Here is an 18501-nt window from a genome sequence, read left to right as displayed (position 1 = left end):
CCACGCTATCGGCTGGGCCGACCGACTGCGGAAGCCCGCGAGGCTCGTAACACCGCGACCCCGCATGAGGAGATGCTTTGGCGGCAGATCAAAGGAAAGCGGTTAGCCGGGCTAAAATTCAGCCGACAAATGCCTATCGCCGGATATCGGGTGGATTTCGTGTGTCGCGCCGAGAAATTGGTCGTTGAACTTGACGGTAGTCAGCACGCTGAAGCGACGGAATATGACGAGGTGCGGACTCACGCACTCGCGAGGGCGGGGTACCGCGTGATCCGTTTCTGGAATAATGATCTGACGTCGAACATGGCTGGGGTGTTGGAGACGATCGCTGCCGCTGCACTTGGCGGTGAGCGCGCGCCCACCCCCTGCCCCCTCCCGCATGCGGGAGGGGAAGAAAAGAACGCATGACCCTCTCCCCGCAATTCCTTGATGAACTGCGCGCGCGCACGCTGCTGTCCGGGCTGATCGGCAAGACCACCAAGCTGCAAAAGGCCGGGCGCGAGTGGCGGGCGTGCTGCCCGTTCCATAACGAGAAGACCCCGAGCTTTTACGTCAATGACGATAAGGGCTTCTACCATTGCTTCGGCTGCTCGGCGCATGGCGATGCGATTCGCTGGATGACCGACCAGCGCGGCCTGCCCTTCATGGATGCGGTGAAGGAGCTGGCGCAGGCGGCGGGGATGGAGATGCCCGCAATGGACCCGCGCGCGGCGGAGAAGGCCGAGGCGGCCAAGGGCCTGCACGAGGCGTGCGCCGATGCCGCCGCCTGGTTCAGCGAGCAACTGAACGGCCTGCCCGGCGCGACCGCGCGCGAGGTGCTGGCCAAGCGCGGGATCAAGGCGGAGACCTCGCGCGCCTTTGGCCTGGGCTTTGCGCCCGATTCGCGCGGCGGGCTGAAGGCGGCGCTGAAGGGCTATGGCGACCCGTTGCTGGTCGAGGCGGGGTTGTTGATCCAGGTCGAGGACAAGGCCCCCTATGACCGCTTTCGCGGGAGGCTGATGATCCCGATTCGCGATCCGCGCGGGCGCACCGTGGCGTTTGGCGGGCGCATTATCGGCGATGGCGAGCCGAAATATCTGAACTCGCCCGAGACCCCGCTCTTCGACAAAGGCCGCACGCTCTACAATCTCGACAAGGCCGCCCCCGCTACGCGCAAGACCGGGCGGGTGCTGGTGGTCGAGGGCTATATGGACGTGATCGCGCTGGCCCAGGCGGGCTTTGGCGAGGCGGTCGCGCCGCTCGGCACCGCGCTGACCGAGGCGCAGCTCGAACGGCTGTGGCGGCTGGCCGAAGTGCCGATCCTGTGTTTCGATGGCGATGGCGCGGGGCAAAAGGCCGCCCTGCGCGCCGCGCACCGCGCGCTGCCGCTGCTCGCCCCGGGCCGCAGCCTCGCCTTCGTCACGCTGCCGCAGGGTCAGGACCCAGACGATATGGTCCGCCAGAAGGGGCCCGCCGCGTTCGAGGCGCTGCTCAAGACCGCCGAGCCGCTGGTCGACCGTTTATGGTCGAGCGAACTCGCTGCCGAACCGCTCGCCACACCCGAGCAGAAAGCCGGTTTGAAACAGCGCCTGAAGGAGCGTGCCGAGAGCATCGCCGATCCCGGCGTGCGCACCGAATATCTCGCGGAATTTCGCCGCCGCTTCGACGCGCTTTATGCGCAGCAACGCGCCGCGTTCGTGCCGCGCGCGCCGTTTACCCCGCGGGGCGGTGGCGCACGCAAGCCCGGCCAGCCATGGAAGGCCCCGCCCGGCCCGGTCGGTGCCGGGGCCAAGCGCCTGCAACAGCATGGCATTGACGGTGTGTTGACCAAACCCGTGCTGGCGGGGCTGTTACTGCATCCGACCGAAATCTGTCGCCATATGGGGGAGTTGGGTCGGCTGCATTTGACCGATCCCGCCCTCGCCCATCTCCTCGATGCGATGATTGATTCGGCCGTTGAACATCCGGCGCTTGATAGTGAGCACCTTCTTACCATATTGGCGGCATCTGGATTTGATATAATCGCGCAAGATTTGCTGCGGGCCGACCAACTCTCGTGTTCGTTTACGCAAAAGGACGCCGACCCCGCCAGGGCACGCGAGGACCTCGACGAGGCGATCGCGATCCTGGTGACTCGGCCGGAGGTAGATGCGGCTTTGGCCGAGGCGACGGCGACGATGCAGGCGAATTATTCGGATGACGCATATGAGCGGCAAGTGTCGCTTGTGAATGAACAACAGGCTTTGAACGCGCGACTTGCCAATCTGGTGCAGTCGAACGAAGACGCCAGAGCTTTTAGTACTGAGGGCAATTGATGGCGAAGACGGATATGGCGGACGTGGGCGAAACCACCGAGGGTAGCGACGCACCGCTGATCGATTTGAACGACGCGTCGATCAAGAAGGTGATCGCCCGCGCGAAAAAGCGCGGCTACATTACCTACGAACAGCTCAACGAAGCCCTGCCCCAGGGCGAGATGTCGTCCGACCAGATCGAAGACATCAGCGCCGCGCTCAGCGAAATGGGCATCAACATCGTCGAGAATGACGAGCAGGGCGAAGAAGGCGACGAAGCCACCAAGGCCGAGGACGATGACGACGCCGAGCCCGTCGATGCGTCCGAAGACCTTGGGCCTGCGCTCGACGTCAAGAAAAAGGAAGTCATCGATCGCACCGATGATCCGGTGCGCATGTATCTGCGCGAGATGGGCGCGGTCGAGCTGCTGAGCCGCGAGGGCGAAATCGCCATCGCCAAGCGGATCGAGGCCGGTCGCGACACGATGATCCTGGGCCTGTGCGAATCGCCGATCACCTTCAACGCGATCATCGCCTGGTCGACCGCGCTCAACGAAGGCACGATGCAGCTGCGCGAGATCATGGATCTCGACGCGATGCTGTCCAAGGACCCCGCCCCGGAAGCGCTGGCCGAAGCCGAAGAGGGCGATGGCGAGATTTCCGAGAAGAATGCCGGCCCCTCGTTCAAGGAGGAAGCCGAGCCCGAAGAGCCGTCGGTCGACGAGGATGAGGATGGCGAGCGCCGCACGCCGCGCGCCTCCGACGATGAGGAAGAGGATAACACCCTCAGCCTGGCGCAGATGGAAGAGCAGCTGAAACCCATCGCGCTCGAACGCTTCGCCAACATCACCGCGCTCTACAAGAAATTCTCCAAGATCCAGCAAGCGCGCCTCGACGCGATGGCGGGCGGAGGCGAATTGTCGAGCAGCGACGAGAAGAAATATCACAAGCTGCGCGAAGAGCTGACCGCCGAGGTCGAGAGCGTCCAGTTCCACAATGCCAAGATCGAATATCTGGTCGACCAGCTTTATGCCTTCAACCGGCGGCTGACCGCGCTGGGCGGGCAAATGCTGCGCCTCGCCGAGCGCCACAAGGTGTCGCGCAAGGACTTTCTCGATCGCTATATCGGCCATGAGCTGGACGAACAGTTCCTGCCCTCGGTCGCCAAGCTCGACAAGAAATGGACCGCCTTCGTCACCAACGAAAGCGAAGCCGCCGACCGTATCCGCATGGAAATTTCGGACATCAGCCAGGCCACGGGCATGGCGCTGACCGAGTTCCGCCGCATCGTCAACATGGTGCAGAAGGGCGAGCGCGAGGCGCGCATCGCGAAGAAGGAAATGGTCGAGGCCAATCTTCGCCTCGTGATCTCGATCGCCAAGAAATACACCAATCGCGGGCTGCAGTTCCTGGATCTCATCCAGGAAGGCAATATCGGCCTGATGAAGGCGGTGGATAAGTTCGAATATCGCCGCGGCTACAAGTTCAGCACCTATGCGACCTGGTGGATCCGCCAGGCGATCACGCGCTCGATCGCCGATCAGGCGCGCACGATCCGTATTCCGGTGCACATGATCGAGACGATCAACAAGCTGGTGCGCACCAGTCGCCAGTTCCTCCACGAGCAGGGCCGCGAGCCCACGCCCGAGGAAATGGCAGAGCGCCTCTCCATGCCCTTGGAGAAGGTGCGCAAGGTGATGAAGATCGCCAAGGAGCCGATCTCCCTCGAAACGCCAATCGGCGACGAGGAGGACAGCCATCTGGGCGATTTCATCGAGGACAAGAACGCGATCATCCCGGTGGATGCGGCGATCCAGGCGAACCTCAAGGAAACGGTCACCCGCGTCCTGGCGAGCCTCACCCCGCGTGAGGAACGCGTGCTGCGCATGCGCTTCGGCATCGGCATGAACACCGATCACACGCTGGAAGAAGTCGGCCAGCAATTCTCGGTGACGCGCGAGCGCATCCGCCAGATCGAAGCCAAGGCGCTCCGCAAGCTGAAGCACCCGTCGCGCAGCCGCAAAATGCGGTCGTTCCTCGACCAATAAGCGACCTGGCCCGGCAACGCCTGCAGCGTCGCCGGGCCTGTCATTTCACACGCGCGAAATTGCTCCGTTTTGGAGGCGGTGTGTGGTGTCGCGACCGGCGTTGCGTACAGTGCGGGTATGTCGTCTCCCTCCGCCCCCGCTGCCGAACAGATGGTTACGGCATCCGATTTGGTGCGGCATTTCGGGGTATGGCAAGAGCGCGCGGCCCGCGCGCCGGTCTATATTCTGCGTCGCGGTCGGCCGCGGCTCGTGCTGGTTTCCGTGGAAACCATGAACGCGCTGTGCGCGAGCCCGGCAAATGGGGCACGCCGTAAGCCTCTGCCCCCCGAGGCGATTACGGCAACGCAGTTGCTCGACAATATCCGCGACATCGTCTTGCTGGCAGACCGCGAGGCGACGATTTTGGCGTCCAGCCGAAGTGCGCGCGCACATTTCGGAGACATTGCGACGCCGGGCACACCGGTCGACACCATCACGCCGCCGCCATCCCGCGCGCTTCTCGGCCGCGCGATGCAGCGCGTGGGCCGTTCGGGCGTTGGCGAATGCCTGACGGTCGCTTCAGCGGCCCGCATCGGCCGCATGCTGGCGCTCAGGATCGAACCCATTGGCGATGGCACGGGCATCTTCGCCGAGGATGTCACACCCTAGCATCGTTGGCGCAGTCGGGCCGCATCGTGCCCGTGCTCCAAAGACGTGGTTGAGACACCCTTAATCGCAACTACACCAGGTCTTTACGCCCTTCGGTATAACCCTTGCCGCACTGCTTGCCCAACGGGCGCAATCCGGCGGCGTCGCCGGGAAATATAGGGACGACTCGAAGATCATGGTGATCGCATCGATACAGGTTAAGACAGGCGGCGTTGCCGGCAGCATCGCGGCTCTGGCCGCGAGCGACGGCTGTGCTGACCATGCGATCGTCCGACGTCTGACCCACGCCGTCGTCGCGGGCCGCGATCTTGCGGATGCTGTGCACACCCTGTGCGCCATTCACGGACGCCCGACCAACCTGTTCGAGGAGGCGAGTCGCCGCCCGGTTCCCGATCTCGACAATCGCTGGCTTGCAGAAGCCACCGAAGCCTTTGGCGTGGAACGCGCGAACCTTGCACGGCTCACCGCCGCCGTCGGCCCGCTGCCCTCCACGCCGGGCCAGGCGGAAAGCGATGCCGCCTTTGCCGCGCAACGCCACGCCTTCGATATGCTGGCCCGTTCCGATCGCACGGGTTGCGCGGTCGGGGCGGCGATGGCGCTGGTGATCGATTGGCACGCCTTTCGCAGAATTCTGAACGCAGCGGCGCTTCGCGCCGGCCTCAACACCGTGCCCTCGGCCCTGCCCAGTGTTTCCGACATCACCACGCTCGCGACCGATGCTCTCCCGGCTCCCGTCCGCCGCGCAATCGCCTTCGGCGCGCAGCAAAGCTTCGCGCAGCATCGCGGGCTGTGCGATGTGATCGAGGCACGCGCGATCGCGCGCGACAAGCTATAGCCACCGCTTGCGCGCGGGGGGCGTTTCCCTCTATCGCCGTACCCGGTATTCAAATGAAACGGGATGCAGGCGATGAAACGCTTCAACGGTACGCAAGGCTATGTCGCCACCGATGACCTGAAAGTCGCGGTCAACGCCGCCGTTACGCTGCGCCGCCCCTTGCTGGTCAAGGGCGAACCCGGCACCGGCAAGACCGTGCTCGCTTATGAAATCGCCAAGGCGCTCGATGCCGAATTGATCGAGTGGAACATCAAGTCCACCACCAAGGCGCAGCAGGGCCTGTACGAATATGACGCGGTGGCGCGCCTGCGCGACGGGCAATTGGGCGACGAGCGCGTCCACGACATCGCCAATTACATCCGTCGCGGCAAATTGTGGGAGGCGTTCACGCGCCCCAAGCCGCCGGTGCTGCTGATCGACGAGATCGACAAAGCCGATATCGAATTCCCCAACGATCTGTTGCAGGAACTCGATCGCATGGAATTCCATGTTTACGAAACGCGGGAAACCATCCGCGCGGTCGAGCGCCCGATTGTCATCATCACCAGCAATAACGAGAAGGAACTGCCCGACGCCTTCCTGCGGCGCTGCTTTTTTCACTACATCAAATTTCCCGATCGCGAGACGATGCAGGCGATCGTCGATGTGCATTTCCCGGGCATTCAGAAGATCCTGGTCAACCGTGCGATGGACATTTTCTACGACGTGCGCGACGTGCCCGGCCTCAAGAAGAAGCCCAGCACCAGCGAATTGCTCGACTGGCTGAAATTGCTGCTGCACGAGGACATGCCGCTCGACGTGCTGCAGAATCGCGACCCGACCAAGGCGATTCCCCCGCTGCATGGTGCGCTACTCAAGAATGAGCAGGACGTGATGCTGTTCGAGCGGCTGGCCTTCATGGCGAAGCGGCAACAGAATAAGGGCTGAAGCCGCTTCGCCGCGCCGTGCATCCGGCGGCGGTGAGGTTAGAGGTCCCGCTTTTCCAGCCGCGCCAGCAGCGCCGCCAGATGATCGACCACGCGCTGCAGATCGGGCGAGCCACTCCGCGCGCGTGGCGGGGTGGTGCCGACTTCGACAAGGTTGATCGCCTCGATCGGGTCATTCGCCAGATCGTACATTTCCCATTCCTGCGGGACGACGCCCGACGGATCGAAATAGCGCGCCAATTTATAGTCCGGGGTGCGCACGCAGCGGACGTGGTTCGGCTGCTTGATCGCGCCCGGCAACAGCACGACCCCGGGTTTGCCGCCGGGCGGATTGGTGACCGCGTCGACCACCTTCTTGTACACGGCGAACTCTTCATAGGAATGCCGCTCGGTCGCGGTGCGCGCGGGCGGCAAAGGCTCGGTAATCTCGTCATCGGTGATGAACAGCACGCCTTCACGCGGCAGGCCGTCCGGGTCGGTGATCGGAGCGAACTTGGTCTTGCCGTCGGCCGCCTCCTGGATCATCGTCGACAGGTCGACACCGGGAAGTGGCGGCACCGGGCGGTTGAGCGCCAGGCGCTGCGCGATCGTGCGGCGCTCTTCGGCGGTGACGCCCGCCAGGCCCAAGATGGTCGGCAGAATGTCGATATGGCTGGTCAGCGCGTCGATCTGCGCCGGGTCGGGCGCCGTCGGCGCGGTGCCGCTTGCCGACGCCTCGGGGAAGCGGACCACCACCGGTACGTGCACCGCCTCCTGATAGGCGGCGTGCCATTTCTCGATCATCATGCCGTGCGCCGCGCCATATTCGCCATGGTCGGACAGGAACAGCACGATCGTATTCTCAGCTTGGCCCGATTGCTCGAGCGCGTCGAGCACCGCGTTGACATGGACATCGACCACGGCGTGCAGCCATGCATAGAGTTGCAGGAACTGCACGCTGTTGCGCGCGGGATCATCCGACAATTGGAACGGAATGCAGCTTTTGAGCGAGGCAGCGACCGCTGCGGCCATGCGGCGCTCGAGTTCCTGTTCCGGGTCGGCGAGGTCGTTGTCGCCCGATAGCCCCGCACTGGCGGCGGCGCTCACCAGCCCGTTGACGAGGTTGAACCCGCCCTTGGCGGCCAGCGCTAGCCCGACCTTATACGCCATTTCATGCTGGCAGGTCGGCTTGTCCAGCAGCGATTCGTCCTGCGTCGGCGATGCGTGCGCGCAAAGCTGCGCGAAGTCCTCCGGGTTGAGCGGGATCGTCATCGTCCCCGGTGTCGGCGGCAGGCTGAGATCGCCCGCTTTGGGCACAGTCAGCGGGCCGAAGATCGACTGCGTCGCGCCCTTCGCGTTGGGATCGTCATTGGGCAGCGCCTGCGCGATCACGCCCGGATAGGTCGCGATGTCATGCGGGTTGGCAAAAGACGCTACCGCGAACCAGGGCGGGATCTTGCTGGTGTCGGGGCCGGTGGTGCTCGGGTCGACCGCTTCCATCTGGGCGTAGGCGTAATTGTAATTTGCACCCAGCCCCTTGCGGCGAAGGAAGGTGCAGGCGCTGTCGGTAAAGCCGACATCGCGATACACGCCAAGATTGTTGGGCTGCGCGCCATGCGGCTCCGGATAGGATTCCTCCCAATCGTCAAAGCCATAACGGTCGAGCGAATGATCGGGCGGGTTGGAGATGTGCCATTTGCCGAAATAATGCGTCGAATAGCCCGCCTCGCGCATCCACGTGCCGAGCGTCGGAATGCCGCCCACCTCCAGCCATGGGAAATTGGGCGAATCGCCATTTTTGAACAGGCCATCGGTTTGGGTGACGCCGGTCTTGGTGCCATATTGCCCGGTATAGATGACCGTGCGACTCGGCGTGCACGCACTCGCCGCTATCGTGTGGTTGCGCAGCACCACGGCGTTGCGCCGCAACCGCAACAGGCCCGGAAAGAACTTCGCATAGGGGTTGGTGTCGTCGATTTCACCCTGGAAACCGAGGATTTGTTTGAGCGGCTCGACGAACCCGCCATCAGGACCATAGCAAAATCGCGGAAAGCGGTATTGATCACAGGTAATCAGCAAAATATTGGGGCGCGTCGTTGAAGTCCCGTCTGCGCTTTTCATCACACTGCTCCTCACCGCTTCGCTTATGAAGTCTATATCATTACGATGGCAGCATGACACTTTGAGTATAAAAAGGCCAGCGAGTCATTCTTGTTAAACAAAGAGCGTTGCCACCGCCGACTGGATCGCCAGCACGACCGCATCTCCACCTGCAGCGATAGCGGCGCGACGGACCGCCGCATTCAACATGGTAATTGCGTTCTAAACCTTGTAAATCAACGGCATGGTGGGGGCAGCCGTTTCAGGGTGCCAAGTATGCGTAGCGTTTTTCTTGCTTTCGCGGCGGCGCTGGCCATGCCGGGAATGGCGGCGGCGGCACCGTCGCTGCTGGACTATGTCGGGGAATGCGTTCCGTTTGCGCGTGTCGCTTCCGGCATCCAGATTTATGGCGACGCCTGGACCTGGTGGGATCAGGCCGCCGGGCGCTATCGGCGCGGCGATACGCCCCGCCCCGGCGCGGTCCTTGTTTTCGCGCGCAGCGCACGGCTGCCGCTTGGCCATGTCGCGGTGATCAGCCAAGTCGTTGACCACCGCGTCGTCATGATTACCCACGCCAATTGGTCACGCCAAAATGGCGAACGTGGCCATGCCGAGCAGGATGTGACGCTGACCGACGCCTCGCCTTACAATGACTGGAGCGCGGTGAAGGTCTGGTATCGCGACCGCGACGGGCTCGGCAGCACGATCTACCCGACCTACGGCTTTATTTACGGGACGCCGGAAGCGCACAGCCCGCGCGCGCGGACGGCGGCGGAATTGACCGGGCGCAGCCCGGATTATGTCGGCGCGCTGATCGACGCTTATCGGTAACGCCGCGCCTGCTTGCAGGAGCGCACCGCACCGGGCATGTTGCGAATAACGGGGCATCTGCCCCCTGCCCTGGCCTCTCCCCGGACGCGGGAGGGGGAAGAGATGAGCCATGTTTCTCGATTTCCTCGACGCCCTGCGCGCCGCCGGCATTCCGGCCAGCCTCAAAGAGCATTTGCTGCTGCTGGAGGCGCTTGACGCCGACGTGATCGATCGCACGCCCGAGGATTTCTATTACCTGTCGCGCGCGGTGTACGTGAAGGATGAAGGCCTGCTCGACCGCTTCGATCAGGTCTTTGCCAAGGTGTTCCGGGGCGTTGCCACCACCTTCGGCCAAAGCCCGGCCGAGATTCCGGCTGATTGGCTGAAAGCCGTCGCCGAGAAGTATCTCACGCCCGAGGAAATGGCCAAGATCGAGTCGCTCGGATCGTGGGACGAGATCATGGAGACGCTGAAAAAGCGGCTCGACGAGCAGCACGAGCGCCACCAGGGCGGCAGTAAATGGATCGGCACCGGCGGCACCTCGCCTTATGGCAATTCGGGCTACAACCCCGAAGGCGTCCGCATCGGCGGGGAATCGACGCACAAGCGCGCACTGAAAGTGTGGGATCAGCGCGACTTCAAGAATCTCGACAACACGCGCGAACTGGGCACGCGCAACATCAAGATCGCGCTGCGCCGCCTGCGCAAATTCGCGCGCGAGGGGGCCGCCGACGAACTCGACATCGATGCCACTATCGCTGGAACGGCGCGGCAGGGCTGGCTCGACGTGGTGATGCGCGCCGAACGCCGCAATGCGGTGAAGCTGCTGCTGTTCCTGGATGTCGGCGGATCGATGGATCCGTGGGTGAAGCTGTGCGAGGAATTGTTCTCGGCGGCGACGAGCGAGTTCAAAAATCTCGAATTCTTCTACTTCCACAATTGCCCGTATGAGGGCGTGTGGAAGGACAATAAGCGCCGCTTTTCCGAACGCACCCCGATGTGGGACGTGCTTCACAAATTCGGCCATGATTACAAATTGGTGTTTGTCGGCGATGCGTCGATGAGCCCGTATGAGATCACCCATCCGGGCGGATCAGTCGAGCATTTCAACGAGGAATCGGGCGCGGTGTGGATGCAGCGGCTGACCAACACCTATCCGGCGGCGGTGTGGCTCAACCCGATCCCGGAACAGCAATGGGGCTATTCGCAGAGCCTGCGCATCCTCCGCGAATTGATGAACGAGCGCATGTACCCGCTGACGCTGGCGGGCCTTGACGAGGCGATGCGGGAATTGACGCGGAAGCGGTAGGCCGGGGTTTTAGGCCGGCATCGCCTGCAGCTTCTGCAGATAAGTTTCGATCAGAACGAGGCGACGTTTCCGCGCTTCCTCGGTAACCGCGCGGGCGGCCGCAAGCCGCTCCGCCGTAACGCGACGCATATAGAAGTGGCGATCGGATTCCACGACGTCCCATCCTTCCGGATATAAGCGATCCGACAAGGCCCCCGCCTGCCGCGAATCGTATAAAAACGTCATGACGATGGTTTCCGCACCGCACCATGACTCGATGGCGGCCGAATCCCTGAGTCGTTGCGCAAGCGCGACGAACCGAGTGCGGCCAAGCGAGCTAAGTGTCAGTAAAGCAAATGAGGTTGCCGAAGGTGCGTCCACGCAGCTTCATCGGGCACCGTCAGCGAATCGAGGTCAGCCGGAGTCGCCGCCGTATCGTCCACCCACAACCGCAATCCCGGCCCGCCATTGATGACGTCGATCGGCAATTTGCCGAAGGCATATTCGTACGGGAAATCGCGCCACAGATCATAGTCCGGGTACAAAGCGCGGATCGCCTTGAAGGCGAGCGCCTGCACCCGCCACGGGCGGAAGGCGGCATGGTTGTAGAAGGCGCTTTCGGCGTGGATCTGCACGCCGTTGCACAACGTCTTCACATGCTTGTGGAAGGTCGGCTCGAACCAGATGTCCCGTAGCGTGCAGCCGGTGAGCCATTCCGGCCCGAGGCGGCGCATTTCGGCGACGACCGCGCGCGCATCGATATCGGGCGCGCCGAACAGTTCGAGCGGGCGCGTGGTGCCGCGCCCTTCGGACAAAGTGGTGCCCTCCAGCATGACGGTGCCGGGATAGGCGCGCGCCATCATGACATTGGGGGCATTGGGACTGGGATTGATCCACACGCGGTCGGTCGGCCAGCCGAAGCCGGGGGCGGCGTCGGGCTGCCAGCCTTCCATTTCGATCACGCGATACTCCACATCGAGTTTCAGCAGATCGATGAACCAATGGCCGAGTTCACCCATCGTCAGCCCATGGCGCATCGGCAGTGGCCCCGCGCCGACGAAACTCTCCCAGCCGGGCAGCAGCGTGAGGCCCTCTACCGGGCGGCCGACGGGATTGGGGCGATCGAGCACCCATACCGCCTTGTTGTGCTCAGCGGCGGCCTCCAGCACGTAACGCAGCGTGGTGATGAAGGTGTAGATGCGCGTGCCGAGATCCTGCAGATCGACCAGCATCACATCGAACGTGCCCATCGATTGCCCGGTGGGCCTGCGGACTTCGCCATAGAGGCTGAACACCGGCATCCCGTAGGTCGGATCGGTAAAGTCCGGCGACTCCTCCATATTGTCCTGCAAGTCGCCGCGCACGCCATGCTGCGGGCCGAACATCGCGGTGACGTTCAGCCCCACCGCGATCAGCGCATCGACCGAATGCGTCAGGTCGCGCGTGACCGAGGCCGGGTGGGCGAGCAAAGCGATTCGCTTGCCCTCCAGCGGCTTGCGGAGCGCGGGGTCGGCGAGGAGGCGATCGATACCGAAGTTCATGGGTCAAGGATTCCGCGTAATCTTCCCTTCCCCGGCGAAGGCCGGGGCCCAGTAGCAAAGGTGGCAGTAAGCGCGCGCAGCGCTAGACCAAGTTCCGTTCCACGACTGGGCCCCGGCCTTCGCCGGGGAAGGGAATTTGGTCAAGGGCGGCCAGCCGCCGGGACGGTGGCGATCCAGCAATCTCGATTGTGGAAATCGGGCGGACCGGGCGCATGGGCAAGCGCCCAATAGGATTTTGTGCCGTCGACTTCCTCGATCACCGCCGTCAGGCCGAGATCAAACGGTTCGTCCGGTAGATCGGAAAGAGGCTGCTCGACCTCGACCAGATAATCGGAGGTGTCGTCGCCGCGATCGACGAGCGGCGGGCTGGACAAAGGCAGATCACGCCCGCCCGCGCGGTGCGCATCGAAACGGTACGCCGCCCATTGGGTTGAGGGCGAATAGTTGAACTCGACATAGGCCTCCGACCCCGGCAACCCCAGAAACATTTCGCCACACGTCGTTTTCCATAAGTCATCCCTACGCATGGAGGTGGCCCAATCAGGGAGCGCTACATGGTCAGCGCCGTGGACGATGAAGGTGAGTAGCAGCGCACCCTTGCGCACGAGGATCCGAACGCGCACGGCGTCGACCTCGGCCGGCGGCGTGTCGGGGTGCGGAACCAGCTCATATTCCTGCATCAGCGCGTCCTTGGTGATGGCGGAGGACCGCAAGGCGCGTTCTTTCCGGTTGCATGATCTGGTCTTGCCCGTCGCCCCATCAACATTGCCGCTCCTTCTTGTTCCATGCCGGGATCACCCGCAGCCGACGCTTGCCCCAATAGCTCAAATCCATCGAGACCCTGACCGGCATACCTGTGTGGGTGTAGATGATCTGGTCGCCACGGTCGCCGCTGCCCGTGTTGCAGCTTCTCCAGCCCTGCTTTTCCAGTATGTCGGTGATCTTGTAGACGGCATATTGGTCCCGGTCGTGCCACACCGTCACCTGGTCGAAGCCGCCGCTGCCGTCGTTGCCGTCCAGATCGACCGCAGCTTCATAAGGGCCCGTCCCCTCGATCATCACGCCGTGGCGGCGACAGCGCAGGCTGCCCCAATCGGGTGCGACGCAATCGGTGAAGCCCGCGCGGCGGGCATCGGCGACGCTACCGCTGACCGGGAGCCCGGCGAACATCACGCGCGGCGGTGGCGGTTTGGAGCTTTGCGCGCCGCATCCCGCGAGCAGCAGGAACGCCAGGCAGGGTGCGGATCGTGCCATGAACGGGAACCTTGGCGGTAGGGTGTACCGGTTAAACGAGAGGCGGAACCATGACGATAAAAGCGACCGTCGCGATGGCATAGCCATGAAGTGCCCGGCGGCGGAGAAACGTGTGAGAGCGCCCAAGCGGCAATCGCTGGAAAAATCCCGCGACTGCGCTTATGTGCCGCCATTCCCATGGCAACAACACTCCCCTCCCCGCCGAAGATCGGCATGGTCTCGCTCGGCTGCCCGAAGAATCTGGTCGATAGCGAACGGATCCTGACCAAGCTGCGCAGCGATGGCTATCAGATGTCGCCCGATTATGCCGGGGCCGATGTCGTGCTGGTCAACACCTGCGGCTTTCTCGATTCGGCCAAGGAGGAATCGCTCGAAGCCATTGGCGAGGCGATTGCCGAGAATGGCCGCGTCATCGTCACCGGTTGCATGGGCAAGGAAGCCGAGACGATCCGCGCGCGCTTCCCCAATGTGCTGGCCGTTACCGGTGCGCACCAATATGAGGAAGTGGTCGGCGCGGTGCATGACGCAGCGCCGATGCCGCCGAGCGCGTTCCTCAATCTGGTGCCCGAAAGTGGGCTGAAGCTGACCCCGCGCCATTACAGCTATCTCAAGATTTCAGAAGGCTGCAACCACCGCTGCGCCTTCTGCATCATCCCTAGCCTGCGCGGCGATCTGGTCAGCCGGCGCCCCGATGCGATCCTGCGCGAGGCCGAAAAGCTGATCGAGGCGGGCACCAAGGAATTGCTGGTGATCAGCCAGGATACCTCGGCCTATGGTGTCGACATCCGCCACCAGCCGCGCCTGTGGCACGGCGAAGAAGTCCGCGCGCATATGACCGATCTGTCGCGCGAACTGGGCAAATTGGGCGCGTGGGTCCGCCTGCACTATGTTTACCCCTATCCGCATGTCGACCAGGTCATCCCGCTGATGGCCGAGGGGCTGATCCTCCCCTATCTCGACATTCCGTTCCAACATGCCAGCCGCAACGTGCTGAAGCTGATGAAGCGCCCGGCGAACGAGACCAAGGTGCTCGAGCGCATCAAGCAGTGGCGGACGATCGCGCCCGACATTGCGATCCGCTCGACCTTCGTCGTCGGCTTCCCCGGCGAGACCGAGGACGATTTCGCCTATCTGATGGACTGGCTGCAGGAAGCGCAATTGGACCGCGTCGGCGCGTTCCGGTTCGAGCCGGTCGAAGGGGCGGCGGCCAATGCCCTGCCCGATCCGGTGCCCGAGGAAATCAAGGAAGAGCGCTACGCCCGGCTGATGGAGCTGACCGCGCGCATCTCCGCCGAGAAATTGCAGGCCAAGATCGGCCGCACGCTCGACGTGATCATCGATGAGGTCGGCGAGGATGGCGCGACCGGGCGATCCAAGGCCGATGCGCCCGAGATCGACGGCGAGGTGTTCCTGCGCGATGCCGGGCATTTGACGCAGGGCGACATCGTGTCGGTCGAGATCGAGGATGCCGACGAGCATGATCTGTACGGGGTGCCGCTCGCCTGAGCGCCATCGCGGCTTGCGCAGCGGCCCCGCGCTTCCGATAAAGGGCGCATGATCTTCAACCCCGCAGCCCTGCTGCAGCCCGATCGCGGCCAGCCCGCGCGCCTCATCCATGTCGTGCATCCCGACCAATGGGAGAGCTGGCTGAAGGCACAGCCGCCGCGCATCCGCACCACGGTGGCGGCGCACCGGCTGACCGGCAAGGCGGGCAACCGCGCGGTGCTGCCGGGCGATGGGCCCGACGATTGGGCGATGCTGCTGGTATGCAACGAAAGCCTCGACTCGCCGTGGCGGATCGCCTCGCTGGGGGAGCAATTGCCCGAAGGCACCTATCGCCTGGCCGAGGGCGAGCCCGGCGCGGCGATGCTCGGCTGGGCGCTCGCGCAGCACAAGTTCGACCGCTATCGCGGCGACGAGGGGGTGACCGGCGCACGCGTGCTGCTGACCGGCGAGCCCGCGCGGATCGAGGAGACGGTGCGCCTGGCGCAAGCGGTCGCCAGCGTGCGCGATCTGGTCAACACCGCTGCCGCCGACCTTGGCCCCGCCGAGCTGGAGGGTGAGGCTGAGGCGCTGGCCAAGACCCACGGCGCGAGCGTGACCGTCACCAAGGGGGATGCGCTCATCAAGGGCTATCCGATGATCCACGCGGTCGGCCAGGCCGCCGCCAAGGGGCGCGAACCGCGGCTGATCGAGCTCGAATGGGGCAATCCGGCGCATCCGCGCATCGCCATCATCGGCAAGGGCGTGTGCTTCGATTCGGGCGGGCTCGACATCAAGCCCTCCTCTGGCATGCGGCTGATGAAGAAGGACATGGGCGGCGCGGCGCATGCGCTGGCGCTGGCCGGGCTGGTGATGGCAGCGCGGCTGCCGGTGCGGCTGCACCTGCTGATTCCGGCGGTGGAGAACAGCATAGCGGGCAACGCCTTCCGCCCCGGCGACGTGCTGCGCACGCGCAAGGGGCTGACGGTCGAAAACACCAATACCGATGCCGAGGGGCGGCTGGTGCTGGGCGACGCGATCACCCGCGCCGCCGAAGAGGCGCCCGCGCTGATCCTCGATTTCGCGACGCTGACCGGCGCGGCGCGCGTGGCGCTGGGCCCCGATCTGCCCGCGACCTTCGCCAATGACGATGCGCTGGCCGAGGCGTTGCTGGCGGCGGGCACGACGGTGTCCGATCCGCTGTGGCGGATGCCGCTGTGGGATGGCTATGACGACATGCTGTCCTCCGACATTGCCGACATGGTCAACGCACCCGATGGCGGCTTTGCCGGCGCGGTGACGGCGGCGCTGTTCCTGCGCCGCTTCGTGCCCGAGGGGACGCCATGGGCGCATTTCGACACCTTTGCGTGGCGGCCTTCGGCCAAGCCGGGGCGGCCCAAAGGCGGCGAGGCGCTGGGCCTGCGCGCGGCCTGGGCGATGCTGAAGGCGCGCTATCCAGGTTGAGCGGACGCCGTCGTCACCCCGGCCCTGTGCCGGGGTCCACCGGGATCCGAGACCGTCGGTCGCAGAGCGTGCGGCACGGTGGATGCCGGGACGAGCCCGGCATGACGGAGGAGCGGAGGCAGTGGTTGGGTGATAAGGCAGCGATGATCTTGCGGTATTTCAAGGCTATGCTGGTGGGGCTGGTCGCGCTGGCGGCGCTGCCGATGGCCGCGATTGCCGCCCCCTCGCCGATCCTGCTCTCGGAATTCATCGACCCCGCCCCGCCTTACCCGCAGGCGCATGCCTCGACCATCGTCGAGCTGCCCGACGGCACGCTCGCCGCCGCGTGGTTCGGGGGTACGGGGGAGAGCCGCCCCGACGTGACAATCTGGTTTGCGCGCCGTGGGGCGCACGGGTGGGACAGGCCGGTCGCGGTCGCCGATGGGCAAAGCGCGGACAGGACGCGCTACCCGACCTGGAACCCGGTGCTGTTCCAGCCGCCGGGCGCGCCGCTCACCCTATTCTACAAGGTCGGCCCCAATCCGCGTGGCTGGTGGGGGATGGTCAAGATCTCCAGCGATGGCGGGCGCAGTTGGAGCGCGGCGCAGCGCCTGCCCGAGGGCGTGCTGGGGCCGATCAAGAACAAGCCGGTGGTGCTGGCGGACGGAAGCTGGCTGTCGCCCTCCAGCCGCGAGGAGGGCACGCCCGAGCATAACCGCTGGTGTATCCGCATGGAACGCTCGACCGATCAGGGGCGAAGCTGGACGGTCGAGCCGCCGATCGCATCCCCCATGGGGATCGAGGCGATCCAGCCGAGCGTGCTGCACTTTGCCGATGGTCGCCTGGCGGTGGTGGCGCGCACGCGGCAGGGCGCCCTGGCGATGAGCTGGTCGCGCGATACGGGCAAGAGCTGGTCGCCGCTGGCGGCGATCGACCTGCCCAACCCCAATGCCGGCACCGACGCGGTGACGCTGGCCGATGGGCGGCAGTTGATCGTCTACAATCACAGCGCACACTGGCCCGACCACCCCGGCGAAGGCCCGCGGTGGCCGCTCAACATCGGCCTGTCGCGCGATGGGGGCGACTGGCGCAATGTGCTGACGCTGGAGGATAAACCGCTGCCCGATGGCTATGCCTATCCAGCGGTGATCCAGACCAGGGATGGGCTGGTGCACATTAGCTATACCTATAACCGGACGCATATCCGGCATGTGGTGGTCGATCCGGCGCGGCTTGGGGGTTAGGGGGCGGGTGCTTCTGGTTTCACCCAGTTGCGGACCTCAGTGCGATAACTTACTCTACCCGCTTGTAAACGCCACGAGGGAACTGGGCATGGGAGCGGTTCGGCAAATTGTTGGTGTGACGGGTCTGATCTTCGCCGCAATCTTTGCCGCATCCTATTGGAAAATAATTCATATCGGCCCGGCTCTCGAAAACGGCGTTATGATCTGCTTCGTGACGACGCTGCTTGCGCTTACGGTAGTCGAGTGGATCATCGAGAAGAAAACCCGCGCCTGAAGCACGTAGCGGACGGCAGCTTTCCACCACTTACCGCCATTCGCGATTTATAGGGCTATCGCCTGGACGGCGTGGACCTCCCAAGCTGTTCCCCGGCGACAGACTGGCAACCCGGTTCGCGGCGAAGACGGATTAGAGGAGCGCGTGCGATCGTGGCCTCGCGCCGCCGCAGGCCAACCCACTCCCAGCCCCTCCCTTCCAGGGAGGGGAGGAAGAAGGGGAAGCGGAGGTCTCCCTCTCCCCTCTCTGGAAGGGAGGGGTTGGGGGGTGGGTCGCCCTCCGTATCGGGAAACGGCAGCCTGCACGAACGCGGGGGGCAAACAACGACGACGCTGAACAGTAAATCCCTCTCCCAT

17 protein-coding genes are annotated in these 18501 nt (G+C 64.3%); 12 read left to right on the top strand and 5 right to left on the bottom strand.

All coding sequences use genetic code 11. The features are described 5' to 3' along the window. From ON00_RS17560 to ON00_RS17535, 6 genes are all read left to right on the top strand, one after another. On the top strand, positions 1 to 408 hold a 408-nt coding region (locus tag ON00_RS17560; protein WP_010408171.1), incomplete at its 5' end, for an endonuclease domain-containing protein. Beyond that, positions 405 to 2294, top strand: coding sequence for a DNA primase (gene dnaG, locus ON00_RS17555; protein WP_010408169.1), 1890 nt, complete (start codon positions 405 to 407; stop codon positions 2292 to 2294). The genes ON00_RS17560 and dnaG, both read left to right, overlap by 4 nt. Further along, on the top strand, positions 2294 to 4321 hold the full coding sequence (gene rpoD, locus ON00_RS17550; RefSeq protein ID WP_010408166.1) for an RNA polymerase sigma factor RpoD: 2028 nt from the start codon (positions 2294 to 2296) through the stop codon (positions 4319 to 4321). Before dnaG ends, rpoD begins: the two co-directional genes overlap by 1 nt. 117 nt (positions 4322 to 4438) lie before the next feature. Then, the gene (locus ON00_RS17545; RefSeq protein ID WP_154651365.1) at positions 4439 to 4969 is read left to right on the top strand and encodes a PAS domain-containing protein; all 531 of its coding nucleotides are present in this window, start codon (positions 4439 to 4441) and stop codon (positions 4967 to 4969) included. A 175-nt stretch (positions 4970 to 5144) separates the two neighbouring features. Next, on the top strand, positions 5145 to 5804 hold the full coding sequence (locus tag ON00_RS17540) for a DUF6975 family protein (protein ID WP_010408161.1): 660 nt from the start codon (positions 5145 to 5147) through the stop codon (positions 5802 to 5804). A gap of 72 nt (positions 5805 to 5876) precedes the next feature. Then, positions 5877 to 6731, top strand: coding sequence for an AAA family ATPase (locus tag ON00_RS17535; protein ID WP_029623077.1), 855 nt, complete (start codon positions 5877 to 5879; stop codon positions 6729 to 6731). 38 nt (positions 6732 to 6769) lie between these two features. Here the strand turns inward: ON00_RS17535 and ON00_RS17530 are convergent, their stop codons facing one another. After that, positions 6770 to 8830 carry a sulfatase-like hydrolase/transferase gene (locus ON00_RS17530; RefSeq protein WP_010408153.1) on the bottom strand — a complete coding sequence of 687 codons (2061 nt, stop codon included), beginning with the start codon at positions 8828 to 8830 and terminating at the stop codon, positions 6770 to 6772. 255 nt (positions 8831 to 9085) lie between these two features. Between ON00_RS17530 and ON00_RS17525 the strand changes: the two genes are divergently transcribed. Together ON00_RS17525 and ON00_RS17520 are read left to right on the top strand one after the other, a co-directional pair. Continuing rightward, on the top strand, positions 9086 to 9640 hold the full coding sequence (locus ON00_RS17525; protein WP_010408149.1) for a CHAP domain-containing protein: 555 nt from the start codon (positions 9086 to 9088) through the stop codon (positions 9638 to 9640). Positions 9641 to 9749: 109 nt separating this feature from the next. Beyond that, positions 9750 to 10928, top strand: a complete 1179-nt coding sequence (locus tag ON00_RS17520; RefSeq protein WP_010408147.1) for a vWA domain-containing protein — start codon at positions 9750 to 9752, stop codon at positions 10926 to 10928. A 9-nt stretch (positions 10929 to 10937) separates the two neighbouring features. Here the strand turns inward: ON00_RS17520 and ON00_RS21080 are convergent, their stop codons facing one another. The 4 genes from ON00_RS21080 to ON00_RS17500 all read right to left on the bottom strand — a co-directional run bounded on the left by ON00_RS21080 (position 10938) and on the right by ON00_RS17500 (position 13702). Continuing rightward, positions 10938 to 11288: a hypothetical protein gene (locus ON00_RS21080; protein WP_211207142.1), complete on the bottom strand. Its 351-nt coding sequence runs from the start codon at positions 11286 to 11288 to the stop codon at positions 10938 to 10940. Continuing rightward, a complete protein-coding gene (locus tag ON00_RS17510; RefSeq protein ID WP_010408143.1) occupies positions 11252 to 12448 on the bottom strand; it encodes an exo-beta-N-acetylmuramidase NamZ family protein in 1197 nt (398 codons plus the stop codon). The genes ON00_RS21080 and ON00_RS17510 overlap by 37 nt, the downstream gene beginning before the upstream one ends. Before the next feature lie 140 nt (positions 12449 to 12588). Beyond that, positions 12589 to 13161, bottom strand: coding sequence for a DOMON-like domain-containing protein (locus ON00_RS17505; protein WP_010408141.1), 573 nt, complete (start codon positions 13159 to 13161; stop codon positions 12589 to 12591). Between the two features lie 46 nt (positions 13162 to 13207). Beyond that, entirely contained in the window at positions 13208 to 13702 is a 495-nt protein-coding gene (locus ON00_RS17500; protein ID WP_010408140.1) for a hypothetical protein, read from the bottom strand. Positions 13703 to 13879: 177 nt separating this feature from the next. Here ON00_RS17500 and rimO point away from each other — a divergent pair, with 177 nt between their 5' ends. The 4 genes from rimO to ON00_RS17480 all read left to right on the top strand — a co-directional run bounded on the left by rimO (position 13880) and on the right by ON00_RS17480 (position 18145). After that, entirely contained in the window at positions 13880 to 15208 is a 1329-nt protein-coding gene (rimO, locus tag ON00_RS17495) for a 30S ribosomal protein S12 methylthiotransferase RimO (RefSeq protein WP_010408139.1), read from the top strand. 48 nt (positions 15209 to 15256) lie between these two features. Beyond that, positions 15257 to 16648 (top strand): leucyl aminopeptidase family protein, encoded by a 1392-nt coding sequence (locus tag ON00_RS17490; protein WP_010408137.1) that lies wholly within the window; start codon positions 15257 to 15259, stop codon positions 16646 to 16648. A 125-nt stretch (positions 16649 to 16773) separates the two neighbouring features. Next, on the top strand, positions 16774 to 17871 hold the full coding sequence (locus ON00_RS17485; protein WP_010408134.1) for a sialidase family protein: 1098 nt from the start codon (positions 16774 to 16776) through the stop codon (positions 17869 to 17871). A gap of 88 nt (positions 17872 to 17959) precedes the next feature. Then, positions 17960 to 18145: a hypothetical protein gene (locus ON00_RS17480; RefSeq protein ID WP_010408132.1), complete on the top strand. Its 186-nt coding sequence runs from the start codon at positions 17960 to 17962 to the stop codon at positions 18143 to 18145. The last annotated feature ends 356 nt before the right edge of the window (positions 18146 to 18501 follow it).

This window comes from Sphingomonas echinoides ATCC 14820 (assembly GCF_000241465.1).
In the GTDB taxonomy this organism is placed as follows: Bacteria; Pseudomonadota; Alphaproteobacteria; order Sphingomonadales; family Sphingomonadaceae; genus Sphingomonas; species Sphingomonas echinoides.
This window is presented reverse-complemented; position numbering and strand designations above follow the sequence as displayed.